The 15,156-nt window shown below is 72.9% G+C and carries 11 protein-coding genes; 7 read left to right on the forward strand and 4 right to left on the reverse strand.

Annotated elements, in window-relative coordinates; translation table 11 throughout:
* The first annotated feature begins 148 nt into the window (after positions 1–148).
* The 4 genes from C8054_RS00160 (at position 149) to C8054_RS00175 (ending at position 3,525) form a co-directional block, all read left to right on the forward strand.
* On the forward strand, positions 149–715 hold the full coding sequence (locus C8054_RS00160; protein ID WP_107154604.1) for a TIGR03086 family metal-binding protein: 567 nt from the start codon (positions 149–151) through the stop codon (positions 713–715).
* Positions 716–791: 76 nt separating this feature from the next.
* Positions 792–1,328, forward strand: coding sequence for a PadR family transcriptional regulator (locus tag C8054_RS00165; RefSeq protein WP_107154605.1), 537 nt, complete (start codon positions 792–794; stop codon positions 1,326–1,328).
* Entirely contained in the window at positions 1,325–2,026 is a 702-nt protein-coding gene (locus C8054_RS00170) for an ABC transporter ATP-binding protein (RefSeq protein WP_107154606.1), read from the forward strand. The genes C8054_RS00165 and C8054_RS00170 overlap by 4 nt, the downstream gene beginning before the upstream one ends.
* Complete coding sequence (locus C8054_RS00175; protein ID WP_107154607.1) at positions 2,023–3,525, forward strand: FtsX-like permease family protein; 1,503 nt, start codon at positions 2,023–2,025, stop codon at positions 3,523–3,525. Before C8054_RS00170 ends, C8054_RS00175 begins: the two co-directional genes overlap by 4 nt.
* Positions 3,526–3,535: 10 nt before the next feature.
* Here the strand turns inward: C8054_RS00175 and C8054_RS31895 are convergent, their stop codons facing one another.
* Both C8054_RS31895 and C8054_RS00180 read right to left on the reverse strand, forming a co-directional pair.
* Positions 3,536–3,679, reverse strand: coding sequence for a hypothetical protein (locus tag C8054_RS31895; RefSeq protein WP_158273771.1), 144 nt, complete (start codon positions 3,677–3,679; stop codon positions 3,536–3,538).
* 123 nt (positions 3,680–3,802) lie between these two features.
* Positions 3,803–5,896, reverse strand: a complete 2,094-nt coding sequence (locus tag C8054_RS00180) for a S9 family peptidase (protein ID WP_107154608.1) — start codon at positions 5,894–5,896, stop codon at positions 3,803–3,805.
* A 99-nt stretch (positions 5,897–5,995) separates the two neighbouring features.
* On the opposite strand from C8054_RS00180, the gene C8054_RS00185 reads away from it, so the two are divergent.
* Positions 5,996–7,444: an FAD-binding oxidoreductase gene (locus tag C8054_RS00185; RefSeq protein WP_233219407.1), complete on the forward strand. Its 1,449-nt coding sequence runs from the start codon at positions 5,996–5,998 to the stop codon at positions 7,442–7,444.
* A gap of 18 nt (positions 7,445–7,462) precedes the next feature.
* Here the strand turns inward: C8054_RS00185 and C8054_RS00190 are convergent, their stop codons facing one another.
* The gene (locus C8054_RS00190) at positions 7,463–9,523 is read right to left on the reverse strand and encodes a SpoIIE family protein phosphatase (RefSeq protein ID WP_107154610.1); all 2,061 of its coding nucleotides are present in this window, start codon (positions 9,521–9,523) and stop codon (positions 7,463–7,465) included.
* 181 nt (positions 9,524–9,704) lie between these two features.
* On the opposite strand from C8054_RS00190, the gene C8054_RS00195 reads away from it, so the two are divergent.
* Positions 9,705–14,069: a HAMP domain-containing protein gene (locus C8054_RS00195; protein WP_107154923.1), complete on the forward strand. Its 4,365-nt coding sequence runs from the start codon at positions 9,705–9,707 to the stop codon at positions 14,067–14,069.
* The gene (locus C8054_RS00200) at positions 14,066–14,623 is read left to right on the forward strand and encodes a two-component system response regulator (protein WP_107154611.1); all 558 of its coding nucleotides are present in this window, start codon (positions 14,066–14,068) and stop codon (positions 14,621–14,623) included. Before C8054_RS00195 ends, C8054_RS00200 begins: the two co-directional genes overlap by 4 nt.
* Positions 14,624–14,627: 4 nt before the next feature.
* On the opposite strand, the gene C8054_RS00205 is transcribed toward C8054_RS00200, so the two are convergent.
* Positions 14,628–15,152, reverse strand: a complete 525-nt coding sequence (locus C8054_RS00205) for a GbsR/MarR family transcriptional regulator (RefSeq protein WP_233219408.1) — start codon at positions 15,150–15,152, stop codon at positions 14,628–14,630.
* Positions 15,153–15,156: the final 4 nt, after the last annotated feature.

A 15,156-nucleotide genomic window follows, 5' to 3' on the forward strand; every position in this document is an offset into this window, starting at 1 on the left:
TCGTCACCTTCCGTGCCTGATGCCTCTGTGGCTGCAGAGCAAAGGCGGTTCGCGGTGACCTCGACGGTGCCGGCCGCAGCCACGCAGCGCAACGCGTTGGCCGGTTCGTGTCGCAATTCTTCAAGACCGCCCTCATACCCTGGGTCCTATGAGTACGAAAACTAGTGAGCTGCTGGCCCTCACCGAGCCGGGCACGGTGGCGGTGGTGCGCGGCATCTCCGACGACCACCTCGACCGACCCACGCCGTGCCGTGACTACACGGTGCGTGACCTGCTCAACCACCTGTTCGACGTGGTGGTCAACTTCGAGGCGCTGGCCCGGCGCGAGGAGGTCGACTGGTCGGTCCGGACCGATCATCTGACCAGCGGCTGGCGGGACCGGTTCCCGAAGGAGGCGGCGCGGCTGATCGAGACGTGGTCGGATCCGGCCGTGCTGGAGGGCGTCTCGGCGGGCATGGGCGTGCCCCAGAAGACGATCGGGTCGATGGCCCTGATCGATCTCACCGTGCACGGCTGGGACCTGGCTCGCGCCACCGACCAGGAGTTCACCATGGACCCGTCGGTGGTGGCGGCCCTGCACGAGTTCCTGGACGAGCGGGGCGACATGGGTCAGCGGATGGGTGTGTTCGCCGCGCCGGTGCCGACCGACGCGGCCCCGGGCACGGTGGACGCGCTGCTGGGCCGGACCGGGCGCGACCCGGCCTGGAGTCGCTGAACCGACCGGCCCGTGTCGGCCCGGGCCGACACGGGCCGCTCTTGACACTGCTATTCGCTCAGCGAATAGTGATGCCGTGTCCACTCAGCACGTTCTGCTCGGGCTGCTCGCCGCCGGCCCACGCCACGGCTACGAGCTGAAGCGCGCCCACGACGAGCGGCTGCCCCGGGCCCGGCCGCTGGCCTTCGGCCAGGTCTACGCCACACTGGCCCGGCTGCACCGGGACGGCCTGGTGACGCCGGCCGGCCAGGGCCGGGAGGGCGGCCCGGACCGCACCGCCTACGCGCTCACCGACGACGGACGGGCCACGCTCGAGGCGTGGCTGGCCACCGTCGAGCCACCGATGCCGTACGTGGCCAGCACGCTCTTCGCCAAGGTGGTGGTCGCGTTGCTGGTGGCCGACGCCGACCAGGCCCGCGCCTACCTCATCGCCCAGCGCCGGGCGCACACCGCACGGCTGCGCGAGCTGACCGCTGTCAAGACCGCCCCCGGTGCCCACCTCGACGAGGTGGTCGCCGCCGACTTCGCCATCGCTCACCTCGACGCGGACCTGCGGTGGCTGCACACCACCCTGGACCGGGTCGCCGACTGGCACCGGGAGGTGCACTCGTGACGTTCCTGGAAGCACGCGGCGTGGTCCGGGCGTACGGTCCGACACCGGCGCTGCGCGGCGTGACGCTCGACGTGGCCGAGGGCGAGATCCTCGCGGTGACCGGTCCGAGCGGCTGCGGCAAGTCCACGCTGCTGCACTGCCTGGCCGGCATCCTGCGCCCCGACGCGGGCCAGGTGACCTGGCGGGGGGAGCGGATCGACACGTGGTCGGAGTCGGCCCGCTCCCGGCTGCGCCGTACCGAGTTCGGGGTGCTGTTCCAGTTCGGTCAACTCGTCGCCGAGCTGACCGCGGCGGAGAACGTCGCGCTTCCGCTGCTTCTCGCCGGCACGGGACGACGGGCGGCGCGGACGGCGGCGCTCACCTGGCTGGACCGGCTCGGCGTGGCCGAGGTCGCCGACGTCCGACCCGGCGAGATGTCCGGCGGGCAGCAGCAGCGCTGCGCGCTGTCCCGGGCGCTGGTCACCGAGCCGCGGGTGCTCTTCGCCGACGAGCCCACCGGCGCGCTCGACACGCTCGCCGGCGAGCAGGTGCTCACCCAGTTGGTCCGGCTGGCCCGGGAGCAACGCACCACGGTCGTGCTGATCACGCACGAGCCGCGGATCGCCGGGTACGCCGACCGGGAGGTCAGCCTGCGCGACGGCATGGTCGACCACAGCGGGCTGGGTCTCGATCCGGCGTTGCCGGGCGGCACGCGGTGAGGCCGGGCACGCTGCTGCGGCTCGCGCTGGCCGGCACCCGCACCGACGGCGCGCGGGTGGCACTGACCGGGTTGAGCGCCGCGCTGGCGACGCTGGCCGGGCTGGCCGCGCTGACCGTGCTGGCGGTGACGAAACCGCCCGGTCACGACTGGACGGAGTCCGAGCAGTACACCAACGGGCTGCTGCGCGAGCCCGGCCTGCGGCCCGGCGTGGCGTTCGCGTTGCTGCTGCTCTGCGTGCCGGTGCTCGGGCTGGCCGGGCAGTGCGCCCGCCTCGGTGCGCCGGGGCGCGACCGGCGGCTGGCCGCGCTGCGGCTGGCCGGGGCCACCCCGGGCCAGGTCACCGGGCTCGCGGTCGCCGAGACCGGGATGGCGAGCCTGCTCGGCACCGGCACCGGCCTGGCCGTGTTCGAGGTCGGCCGTCGCCTGCTGCACCGGCCGGACGCCGAAGGGCGGCTGCCGCTGCCCACCGACGTGCACCCCGGTCCGGGCGCCGTGGCCGCCGTGGTGCTCGGCCTGCCGTTGGTCGCCGCGCTGACCAGCGCGTTGCTGCTGCGCCGCGTCACCACCACCCCGTTCGGCGTGGTACGCCGGGTCCGCACGCGGGTGCCGTGGCCATGGCCGGGCCTGCTCATCCTGGTCGCGTTGGCGTCGTTCGCCGCGATCCGGCCGATCGGGCTGTGGTACGAGCGGCGCGACCAGGCGCCGCCCGACTCGGTGGTGCCGCTGCTGCTGACGCTCGGCGGGCTGACCGCCATGATCGGCGTGGTGTCGGGCACCGGCTGGATCTCGTACACCACCGGGCGGCTGCTGCACCGCCACGGGCGCGGTCCGGCCGCGCTGCTCGCCGCGCGCCGGCTCACCGCCGACCCCTGGGCCGGCAGCCGCACCTTCGCCGCGCTGCTGGCCGCGCTGATCTTCGGGGCCGGGGCCGCCGGGGTACGGGCCGACTTCCAGGCCGAGGCGGAACTGTTCCGTCGCACCGGCGGCGGCCTGTCCAACCCGGACTTCTATGTCGGCGCGATGGACCTGGTCGACCTGGCCGTCGCGGTGGCCATGGCGATCGCTGCGGGTGGGCTGCTGGTGGCCGTGGTCGAGGGCATCACCAGCCGACGGCGGGCGTACGCGGCCCAGGTGGCCACCGGCGTGCCCCGCGCCACCATCGGTCGATCGCTGCTCTGGGCGGCGCTCGCCCCGGCGGTGCCGGCGATCGGGCTCGCGCTGGCCGTCGGCTACCTGCTGGTCGCCGGCCTGATGCCGGCTCCCAGTGGCGGCGGCTTCGTGCAGCAGGTCTGCGCCGCCGGCACACCGGGGTGCGGCACGAACGGCGGCGAGCCGCGTACCGAATGGGTGCCGAAGGTGACGGTCACGCCGGACGTACCGTGGGAGCAGCTCGCCTGGTTCGCGGCGGGTGGGCTGGCGGCGGCGTTGGTCACGGTCGTGGCCGGCCTGCTCTTCCTGCGCGCCGCCACCTCGGTGGAGGAGCTGCGCACCACCTGAGCCGGCGAGGTCAGCGGCCGAGCAGGCCGGCGGGGCCGGCGACGGCCAGGCCGATCGCGGTCGAGCAGCAGCAGACCACCAGCGCGGCGGCGACGACCGCGAGGATCAGCCAGGTCGGCCCGCGTCGCGCCACCGGCTGATCTTCCCCGCTCACCCGGGCAGTCTAGGGCCGGGCTCGACCGCACGTGCTGTCCGCGGCGCTGAGGGCCCCTTCCTCACCGGCAGGTGTCAAGAAGGGGCCCGGCCTATGCAGAAGGCGTCAAGAAGGGCCCCCTCCTTACGCGCGGCCGAGGCGGTCCAGCGTCCACGCGTTGACGAACGCCTCCTCGCGCCAGGAGTCGTACCGGCCGCTGGGCCCGCCGTGGCCGGCGCCCATCTCGGTCTTGAGCAGGTAGTCGCCCTGCGGGGCGAGGGCGCGCAGGCGGGCGATCCACTTGGCCGGCTCGTGGTAGAGCACCCGGGTGTCGTTGAGGCTGGTCACCGCCAGGATCGCCGGGTAGTCGGCCGACGTCACGTTCTCGTACGGGGTGTACGACTTCATGTACGCGTAGACCTCGGGGTCGTCCAGCGGGTTGCCCCACTCCTCCCACTCGGTGACCGTCAGCGGCAGCGACGGGTCGAGGATCGAGGAGAGCGCGTCCACGAACGGCACCTGCGCGACGATCCCGGCGAACGCGTCCGGGGCCAGGTTGGCCACCGCGCCCATCAGCAGGCCACCGGCCGAGGCGCCCCGGGCGACCAGCCGGTCGCTCGCCGTCCAGCCGGCCTTGACCAGGTGCCGGGCGCAGGCCACGAAGTCGGTGAACGTGTTCTTCTTGGCCAGCAGCTTGCCCTCGTCGTACCAGCGGCGGCCCAGTTCGCCACCGCCGCGGATGTGCGCGACCGCGAAGACGACGCCGCGGTCGAGCAGGCTCAGCCGGGCGATCGAGAACCACGGGTCCATGCTGGCCTCGTACGAGCCGTAGCCGTAGATGACCGCCGGCGCGGAACCGTCGCGCGGGGTGTCCCGGCGGCAGACCAGCGAGATCGGCACCCGGGTGCCGTCGTCGGCCAGTGCCCAGTCCCGGTGCTGCTCGTAGTCGGCCGGGTCGTACGCCCGCCCGTCCGGGCCGGGGCGTACCGGCTTGCGTCGCAGCAGCGTCAGCTCGTGGCCGGCCAGGTCGTAGTCGTAGATCGACTCGGGCGTGACCAGTGAGGCGTAGCGCAGCCGGATCGCGCCGGTGCGGTATTCCGGGTTCGCGTCCAGCCCGACGCTGTAGATCGGCTCGGGAAAGTCGATGTCCCAGCTGTCGTCGCTGCCGACCGGCACCACCCGCAGCCCGGTGAGCCCGTTGCTGCGCAGCGAGACCACGAGATGGTTCTCGAACGCGTCGACCGACTCCAGCCGGGTGCCCGGCGTGTGCGGGATCAGCGGCGTCCAGTCGCCCGGCGCGTCGGCCGAGGTGTACGCCAGCGCGAAGTCCTCCGCGCCGTCGTTGTGCAGGATCAGGAAGCGGTGGCCATGGTGCTCGACCGCGTACTCGACGCCCTGTCGCCGCGGGGCCACGATCGCCGGCTCGCCGGTGGGGTTGGCCGCCGGGATGACCCGGACCTCGCTGGTGATCTTGCTGTGGATGTCGATGAGCACGAAGCGCTCGGAGCGGGTCAGTTCGACGCCCACCCAGAACCGCTCGTCGTCCTCCTGGTGGACCACCACGTCCTCGTCCGGGCCGGTGCCGACGGTGTGCCGCCACACCCGGTTCGGCCGCCAGGCGTCGTCCACAGTGACGTAGAACAGCGTGGAGGCGTCGCCGGACCACGCCGTGCCGTAGAACGTGTCGGGCACCTCGTCGGGCAGCAGCTCACCGGTGGACAGGTCCTTGATCCGCAGCGTGAACCGCTCGTCGCCGGAGAAGTCGGTGGAGTAGGCCAGCCAGCGACCGTCCGGGCTCACGTCGAACGCGCCGAGCGAGAGAAAGTCGTGCCCCTCGGCGAGCTGGTTGCCGTCGAGCAGCACCTCCTCGCCGTCGAGTGGGGCGCCGTCCGCGCTGACCGGGGGCGTGGTCTCACCGGGGCGGACGGCACGCCGGCAGCGCACGCCGTACTGCTGCCCCTCGACCGTGCGGGTGTAGTACCAGTGGCCGTCCTTGCGGGTCGGCACCGACAGGTCGGTCTCCTGGGTGCGTCGGCGCGTCTCCTCGAACAGCTCGGCCCGCAGCCCGGCCAGGTGCGCGGTGCGCGCCTCGGTGTAGGCGTTCTCGGCCTCCAGGTAGGCGATCGTCTCCGGGTCGTCCTTGGCGGCGAGCCAGGCGTACTCGTCGACGACGGTGTCACCGTGGTGGGTCCGCTCGGCCGGAACGCGCTTCGCCGTGGGCTGTGGGGTCGTGGTCACGGCGTCACGTTACCGGTCGGCGGACCGCCGCCGGGCTCCGCGCCGCGCGGAGCCCGCGACGCGCCGCCAGCGTTTTCGAACATGTGTACGATTGCCGCCATGGCGGCTGCTGCGCGTTCCACCGACCGACCCGGAGCCCTCGAGATCACCCGGAAGCTGGCCGAGATCTGCGGCCGTCCGTTCGCCCGTTTCGCCGGCCCGGCCGACGAGGTGGCCGGCCGCACCGCCCGCTGGGTGGCCGTGCCGGGCGGCCCGCGTGCCGCCGCCGAGGTGCTCCGGCTGGCGGCGGCGCACGACCTGACCGTGGTGCCGCGCGGCGCCGGCACGAAGATCGACTGGGGTGCCGCCCCGGGCCGGGTCGACATCATGCTCGACACCGGCCGGCTGGCCGGCGTCTGGCACGAGCCGAGGGACGCCGCGGTGGCCGAGATCGGTGCCGGCACGCCGCTGCGGGCGGTCCAGGCCACGTTGGGCCGCACCGGCCGGCGGCTCCCGGTCGACGCGCCCTCGCCGGGGGCGACGCTGGGCGGGGTGCTCGCCGCCGACGAGGCCGGCCCGTTGCGCCACCGGCACGGCAGCCCGTGCGCACAACTCGTCGGCGTGCGTTACCTCGACGCCGACGGCGAGCTGGTCAGCGTCGGCGAGTCCGGCACGGCACGCCTCGAACGCGCGGCCCCGACGGGTGGCTTCGACGGTCTGTTCGCCGCCGGTTCCGCCGGTGGCGGTGACGCGGTCCTCGGGCGCGGCGACCTGCCGGGGCTGGACGTGGCCCGGCTGCTCTGCGGCTCGCAGGGCGGCCTCGGCGTGCTGGTCTCGGCCACCATGCGGGTGCACGCGGCGCCGGCCGACCGGGTCTGGGTGTCCCGCCCGCTCTGGTCGCCGTTGGAGCTGCCCGACCTGGTCCGTGCGGTGCACGCCGCCGGGGTCGACCCGGCCGCCGTCGAGCTGGACGTGCCGGTGCCGGTCCCCCTGCCCCGCCGCCGGATCCCCGCCAGCCATCCCTCGGTGGCCGGCCGTCCCGACCATCCGGCGGTGACCGGGCGGCCCGCGGTGGGCAGCCTGGTGGTGCTGCTGGAGGGCGGCCCGTCCGACGTGGCGGGACGCGCCGAGCGACTGACCGCCGTGCTCGGCGGTGGGGCCGTGGTCAACCACCAGGCACCCGAGTGGTGGGGGCGCTACCCGTTCGCCCCGGGCGACACGGCGCTGCGCATCGACGTGCCGGCCACGGACCTGCACTCCGCGGTCTACGCGCTGCGCGACGCCGCCGGCGCCTCGATGCCGGTGCGTGGCTCCGCCGGGATCGGCTCCGCCTACGCCGCCCTGCCCGGTGGGTTGTCGCCGGAGCGGGTCGCCTCGATCCTCACCGCGGTCCGCGACGTGCTGATCGCCCGGCAGGGGCGGTGCGTGGTGGTGGCGGCGCCGGCCCCGGTGCGCCGCAGCGTCGACCTCTGGGGCGAGCTGCCCGCGCTGCCGCGACTGCGCAGCGCCAAGGCGCACCTGGATCCGCACCGTCGACTGGCCCCCGGCCGCCTTCCCGGCGGCCTCTGACCCGAGCCGCGTGGGCGGTCAGGGGATGTCGTTGCGGAGCACCAGGACGGCGATGTCGTCGCGCGGAGGCTCGGCGGAGAACGCGATGGTGGCGGCGCGCAGGCGGGCGGCGACCACGTCGGCGGAATAGCCGGCCAGCGGCGCCGCGGACTCACGTAGCCGCTCGGTGCCGAACAGCTCCCGGCCGCGCCGCCGCTCGGTCACCCCGTCGGTGTAGAAGATGAGCGCGTCGCCCGGCTTGAGCGCCAGCTCGGCCGTCGGGGTGGTGATGGCGTCGAGCAGGCCGAGCGCGGTGCCGCTGGCGCCGACGAACGTCGCGCCGCCACCGCCGTGCAGCAGCACCGGCCGGTCGTGGCCGGCCAGGTGCAGGGAGACGTCGAGCAGGTCACCGTCGCCGGGCGTGACCGCCGCCAGCGCGAGCGTGCAGTAGCGCCCGCCGCCCCGCTCGACGAGCGTCTCGTTGAGTCGGCCGAGCACCTCCGGCAGCGGCTTGCCGTCGCCCACCAGCACCCGGATCACGTCGCGGACCAGGCCGGTCACGGCGGCGGCCTGCACGCCCTTGCCGGAGACGTCCCCGACCACCACCAGCCAGCGACCGTCCGGCAGCGGCACCACGTCGTAGAAGTCGCCGCCGACCTCGGCGTCGTCGCCGGTCGGGACGTACTCGGCGGCGAAACCGATGCCCTCGACCACCGGCAGCACCGGCGGCAGCAGCGACTGCTGGAGCGTCTGCGCGACCCGGCGGCGCTCGGCGTGGATGCGGGCGTTCTCGATGGCCAGCGCGGCACGCCGGGCCACGTCCTCCAGCACCGAGACCTCGTCGGGGTCGTGCCGGTGCCGCTGGTGCCGGCCCACGGCGAGCGTGCCGAGCCGCTGCCCGCGGGCGATCAACGGGACGGCGAAGCCCTCCATCGGCCCGCCCAGCGGCACCTGCGTCTGGCTGCGGGACGCCTCGCGCAGCCGGGACTGGATCGAGTCCGGGCCGGTCTCGGCGAGGACCCGGTGCAGGTGGGGCAACATCGCCTCGTCGGCGTGGCTGGACGCGGCGAGACGCAGCCGCCCCCATTCGTCGGTGGTGTGCACCGCGCACCACCGACCGAGCCGGGGCACCACGAGCTGCGGCACGAGCGCCATGGTCAGCTCGACGTCGAGCGACTGGGCGAGCAGCTCGCTCGCCTCGGCGAGGAAGGTCAGCCAGGCGGACCGACGGACGTCGGCGCGACGCAGCCGGTCGTTCTCCAGGTGCAGCGACAGCCGCTCGGCGGCCAGCACCGCGAGCGGCCGGGCGTACGCCGAGGGCGCCGCGTCCAGCTCCAGCTCGCCGGCGTACGGGCGGTGCACGGCGAGTGGGACGCGCAGCAGCTCGTTGCCCTCCCGGGGGGCCCGGCCGTAGCGGGCGAACACCTGGGTGCCCAGCCCGTCCCCGCGGTCGAGTCGGACCGTGCCGCCGGCCGCGCCCACCATCTCGCCCACCCGGGTCAGCAGCCCGGCGGCGAACTCGGGCAGCGGATCGTCGGCGTACGCGTCGGGGGTGGTCTGCATCAGTTCGCTCATCGCCGCGGCGCTCGGCGTGCCCTGGTCCGGGCGTTCCGTGCCGGCCCGGGCCGGTGCGGCGGACAGCCGGGCGGGCCCGCCCCGACCGGGCCGGTCCAGGCGGAACCAGACGCCCTTGCCGGTGGGGAGGTACGTGGTACCCCACCGGCTGGCGAAGTGGTCGACGAGCAGCAGGCCACGACCGCGCGCGGCCACCTCGGTGATGTCGGCGGTGGTGTTGCGCACGCCGACGACCAGTTCGTCGACCGGGCCGGAGGCGAAGTCGGTGACGGTGACGGTGAACCCGGCGGGGTCGGCCTCGACCTCGATGTCCAGTTCGGTGCGGGCGTGCTCGACCGCGTTGGTGGTCAGCTCGGTGGTGAGCAGCAGTGCCTCGTTGAGCAGTTCGGGCAGGTCGGCTTCGAGGAGCATGGCCCGCACCAGCGCCCGGGCCGCCGCGGGGGTGCGCCGGTCGGCGGGGAGGCGGACGCGACGGACGTGCTCGTCCGCGCCGCCGCTCAGGGCCGGCCCTGCCTCCGCTGACACCTCCGTATCCTCTACCGCCGCCGCCCCGGGTGCCAAGCGCCTCGGCCGAACCCGGAAACTCGGGCGGATACCGTCCGTGACGCGCCCCGAGCCCGCCGTGACCTCGACGGATCGCGCGGCAGAATGATGGGATGGCCGCGTGTCGGCACGAGCCGGTGGGCCCCGAGCTGAGCGAGGAATGATGACCACGGCGAAACAGTCGGTGAGCGCGGATCCGTCCGCCACCGACCACGAGGTGCTCCTCGGCGAGCTGGTCGAGGCGTTGCAGCGGGTGGCTCGCGGCGACCTCCGGGTCCGCCTGCCGCGACGGGCGGGGCGCTCCGGCGAGGTGGCCGACGCGTTCAACGACGTGGTGTCGCTCCAGGAACGGCAGCAGCTGGACCTGCGCCGGATCAGCCGGATCGTCGGCCGGGACGGCCGGCTGACCGAGCGCCTCGACGACGAGGGCCTGGAGGGTTCCTGGGCGGAGGGGCAGCGGGCGGTCAACTCGCTGATCGACGACCTGGGCCGGCCGGCCACCGAGATCGCCCGGGTCATCGTGGCGGTGGCCGACGGCGACCTGTCCCAGCACATGGCGTTGGAGATCGACGGGCGTCCGCTGCGCGGTGAGTACCTGCGGATCGGCCGGACCGTGAACACCATGGTCGACCAGCTCTCGTCGTTCGCCGACGAGGTGACGCGGGTGGCCCGGGAGGTGGGCACCGAGGGCAAGCTGGGCGGCCAGGCCGACGTGCGAGGCGTCGCCGGCACCTGGAAGGACCTCACCGACTCGGTGAACACCATGGCGTCGAACCTGACCGGCCAGGTGCGGTCGATCTCCCAGGTGGCGACCGCGGTGGCGAAGGGCGACCTGTCGCAGAAGATCACCGTCGGCGCGCGCGGCGAGGTGGCCGAGCTGGCGGACACCATGAACTCGCTCACCGACACGCTGCGGCTGTTCGCCGAGCAGGTGACGCGGGTGGCGCGTGAGGTGGGCACCGAGGGCAAGCTGGGCGGGCAGGCGCAGGTGCCGGGCGTGGCCGGCACCTGGAAGGACCTGACCGACAACGTCAACTCGATGGCGTCGAACCTGACCTCCCAGGTCCGCAACATCGCCCAGGTCTCCACGGCGGTGGCGAAGGGCGACCTCAGTCAGAAGATCACGGTGGCGGCGCAGGGCGAGATCCTGGAGCTGAAGGACACCGTGAACACGATGGTGGACCAGCTCTCGTCGTTCGCCGACGAGGTTACGCGGGTGGCCCGCGAGGTCGGCATCGAGGGCAAGCTCGGCGGCCAGGCCCAGGTACGCGGTGTCTCCGGCACCTGGCGCGACCTCACCGAGAACGTCAACCAGCTCGCCGGCAACCTGACCAGCCAGGTCCGGAACATCTCCCAGGTGTCGACAGCGGTGGCGAAGGGCGACCTGGGCCAGAAGATCACGGTGGACGCGCAGGGCGAGATCCTGGAGCTGAAGAACACCGTGAACACGATGGTGGACCAGCTCTCGTCGTTCGCCGACGAGGTGACCCGGGTGGCGCGTGAGGTGGGCACCGAGGGCAAGCTTGGTGGTCAGGCGCAGGTGAAGGGCGTCTCCGGCACGTGGCGGGACCTGACCGACAACGTGAACTCGATGGCGTCGAACCTGACCAGTCAGGTCCGCAACATCGCGTCGGTGACCACGGCGGTGGCGAAGGGCGACCTGTCGCAGAAGATCACCGTGGACGCCCGGGGCGAGATCCTGGAGCTGAAGTCCACGGTGAACACGATGGTGGACCAGCTCTCGTCGTTCGCGGACGAGGTGACGCGGGTGGCGCGCGAGGTGGGCACCGAGGGCAAGCTCGGCGGTCAGGCCCAGGTACGCGGCGTGGCCGGCACCTGGCGGGACCTCACCGACAACGTGAACTCGATGGCGTCCAACCTGACCGCCCAGGTGCGGAACATCGCCCAGGTCTCCACTGCGGTCGCCAAGGGCGACCTGTCGCAGAAGATCACGGTGGACGCGCAGGGGGAGATCCTGGAGCTGAAGTCCACTGTGAACACGATGGTGGACCAGCTCTCCTCGTTCGCGGACGAGGTGACCCGGGTGGCGCGTGAGGTGGGCACCGAGGGCAAGCTTGGTGGTCAGGCGCAGGTGAAGGGCGTCTCCGGCACGTGGCGGGACCTGACCGACAACGTGAACTCGATGGGGTCGAACCTGACCAGTCAGGTCCGCAACATCGCGTCGGTGACCACGGCGGTGGCGCGGGGCGACCTGGGTCAGAAGATCACGGTGGACGCGCAGGGCGAGATCCTGGAGCTGAAGAACACCGTGAACACGATGGTGGACCAGCTCTCCTCGTTCGCCGACGAGGTGACCCGGGTGGCGCGTGAGGTGGGCACCGAGGGCAAGCTTGGTGGTCAGGCGCAGGTGAAGGGCGTCTCCGGCACCTGGCGCGACCTCACCGAGAACGTCAACCAGCTCGCCTCGACGCTGACCACGCAGCTCCGCGCCATCGCGCAGGTCTCCACGTCGGTGACCCGTGGCGACCTGACGCAGCGGATCAACGTGAAGGCGCAGGGCGAGGTCGCCGAGCTGAAGGACAACATCAACCAGATGATCGTCACCCTCCGGGAGACGACCAAGAAGAACGCCGAGCAGGGCTGGCTCGACTCCAACCTGGCCCGCATCGGTGGCCTGCTCCAGGGCCAGCGGGACCTGGGCGAGGTCTGTCGCATGATCATGATGGAGGTGACCCCGCTTGTCGACGCGCAGCTCGGCGCGTTCTTCCTGGCGGACAGCTCCGAGGGCAGCATGCGACTGCGGCTCACCGCCTCCTACGGCTACGTGGCCCGGGGCCACGACGTCACGTTCGGCCCCGGCGAGGGGCTGGTCGGGCAGGCCGCGCTGTCCCGGCGCACCATCCGGGTCAAGGCGCAGCCGGGCGGCCGGCTGGTGGTCCGCTCCGGGCTGGCCGACACGCCCCCGGCCGACCTGGTGGTGCTGCCGGTGCTGTTCGAGGGGGAGCTGCTCGGCGTGATCGAGTTCGCCGGCGTGACCACCTTCTCCGAGCTGCACCTGTCGTTCCTGGAGCGGCTGGTGCTGACCATCGGCGTCGCGGTCAACACCATCCAGGCCAACCGGCGTACGGAGGAGCTGCTGGCGCAGTCGCAGCGGCTGGCGCACGAGATGCAGGACCAGTCGGCGGAGTTGCAGCGCACCAACGCCGAGCTGGAGGACAAGGCGAAGCTGCTGTCGGAGCAGAAGGCCAACATCGAGACGCAGAACCGGGAGATCGAGCTGGCCCGGCTCGGCCTGGAGGAGAAGGCGCAGCAGCTCACCCGCGCGTCGGCGTACAAGTCGGAGTTCCTGGCCAACATGAGCCACGAGCTGCGGACGCCGCTGAACTCGCTGCTGTTGCTGGCGCGGCTGCTGGCGGAGAACCCGGAGCGGAACCTCAGCGCGAAGCAGATCGAGTTCGCCCGGACCATCCACGGGGCCGGGTCCGACCTGCTGTCGCTGATCGACGACATCCTGGACCTCTCCAAGATCGAGGCGGGCCGGATGGACGTGGAGCCGGCCGAGATCCAGTTTGCCGAGATCCGCAGCTACGTCGAGCAGGCGTTCGCGCCGCAGGCCGAGGAGAAGGGGCTCGACTTCCAGGTCCGGGTGAGTCGGGAGCTGCCGCCGGCCCTGGTCACCGACGCCCAGCGGTTGCAGCAGATCCTGCGCAACCTGCTGTCGAACGCGGTGAAGTTCACCGACAACGGGGCGGTGACGTTGCGCATCGGGCCGGCCGCCGAGAACGCGGTCTTCGACGTGCCGGCGCTGACCAACGCCCAGCGGGTCATCGCGTTCACCGTCATCGACACCGGGATCGGCGTCTCGGACGACAAGCTCTCGCTGATCTTCGAGGCGTTCCAGCAGGCCGACGGCACCACCAGCCGGCGCTACGGCGGGACCGGGCTGGGCCTGTCGATCAGCCGGGACCTGGCCCGCCTGCTCGGTGGCACGATCACCGTGTCGTCCGCGCCCGGCCAGGGCTCGACGTTCACGCTCTTCGTACCGGATGTGCTGGCGCCGGACGCGGTGGTGGCGCCCGCGCCGCCGTCGCCGAGCCGCGCGGGCCTGTCGTCGTCGCTGCTCATGCCGATGGAGCTGCCGCAGCCGCAGGAGACACCGGCGACCCGCCGGCTGGACGGCGTGACCGTGCTGATCATCGACGACGACGTCCGGAACGTGTTCGCGCTGACCTCCGCGTTGGAACTGCACGGGATGACCGTGTTGTACTCGGACAACGGGGTGGACGGGGTGCGCCAGCTCGCCGAGCATCCGGAGGTGGACATCGTGCTGATGGACGCGATGATGCCGGATCAGGACGGCTACGAGACGACCGCGCAGATCCGTCGTAACCACCGGTTCGCGGACCTGCCGATCGTGTTCCTGACCGCGAAGGCGATGCCCGGCGACCGGGAGTCGGCGCTCGCGGCCGGCGGCAGCGACTACATCACCAAGCCGGTGGACCTGGACGAGCTGATCGGGCTGATGGCGTCCTGGATCGGCCGCAGCAGAGGCGAGGAGAACGCGTGACGCAGACGGCCAAGGCCCTGCTGGTGGACGACCGGCGGGAGAACCTGATGGCGTTGGAGGCCATCCTCCAGGGGCTCCCGGTGCAGTCGGTCGCGGTGGAGAGCGGTGAGGCCGCGCTCAAGCAGTTGCTGGTGGACGACTTCGCGGTGATCCTGCTCGACGCCCAGATGCCGGACATGGACGGCTTCGAGACCGCCACCCACATCAAGCGGCGGGAGCGCACCCGGCACGTACCGATCATCTTCCTCACCGCGGCGGACAAGGACGCCCAGCTCGCGCTGCGCGGCTACGCGGTCGGTGCGGTCGACTACCTGACCAAGCCGTTCGATCCGTGGGTGCTGCGGGCCAAGGTGACCGTCTTCGTCGAGCTGTGGGTGAAGACCCGGCAGCTCGCCGCCCAGTCGGACCTGGTGCGGGAGCGGGACCTCCAGTGGCGTCGCCTCGCCGAGGCGGTGGACACCGCGACCGCGCTGTTGCGCGCCGACGACGACCCGGCGGCCCGGGAGCGGGCGGCCGACCTGCTGGAGCAGGCCCGCTGGGGCAACACCCGCTGAGCGGTCAGCCGCCGGCCGGGCCGCCGTGCCCGGTCGCGGCACGCCGGGCCCGCCACCGGTCGCCGAGCGACTCCACCTCTTCCTGTACGAAGAGGAAGAAGTCCCGCATCTCGGCGACGCGTTCCCCGGCCGGCGTGCTCCGCCCGCGCAACGCGTCGACGCCACCCCCGGCGATGTCGATGAAGTTCTTGTAGAGGTTGGTCTTGGTGATGGTCGCCTCGTACCAGGGGTTGTCCGGCATCCGGTAGCGGTCGCGCCGGGAGCCCTTGACCGGTTCGCGGACCAGCATGGCGAACTGGGTGAGGTAGCGGACCGCGCCGCTCACGGCCGCCGCGCTGACGCCCAGCCGGTCGGCGATCTCGGCGGCGGTCAGCGGGTCGTCGGCGCTCATCACGGTGAACAGGACCCGGGCGGCCATCCGGGGGAAGCCCACGTCGGCGAAGGCCATGGCCATCCGCTCGACGAAGAGGTGGACCTCTTCGTCGTCGTGGTGGGACAGCCCGGTCATGGTCGGCTCCTCGACACTCACACTG

The organism is Micromonospora sp. RP3T (genome assembly GCF_003027925.1).
GTDB lineage: Bacteria > Actinomycetota > Actinomycetes > Mycobacteriales > Micromonosporaceae > Micromonospora.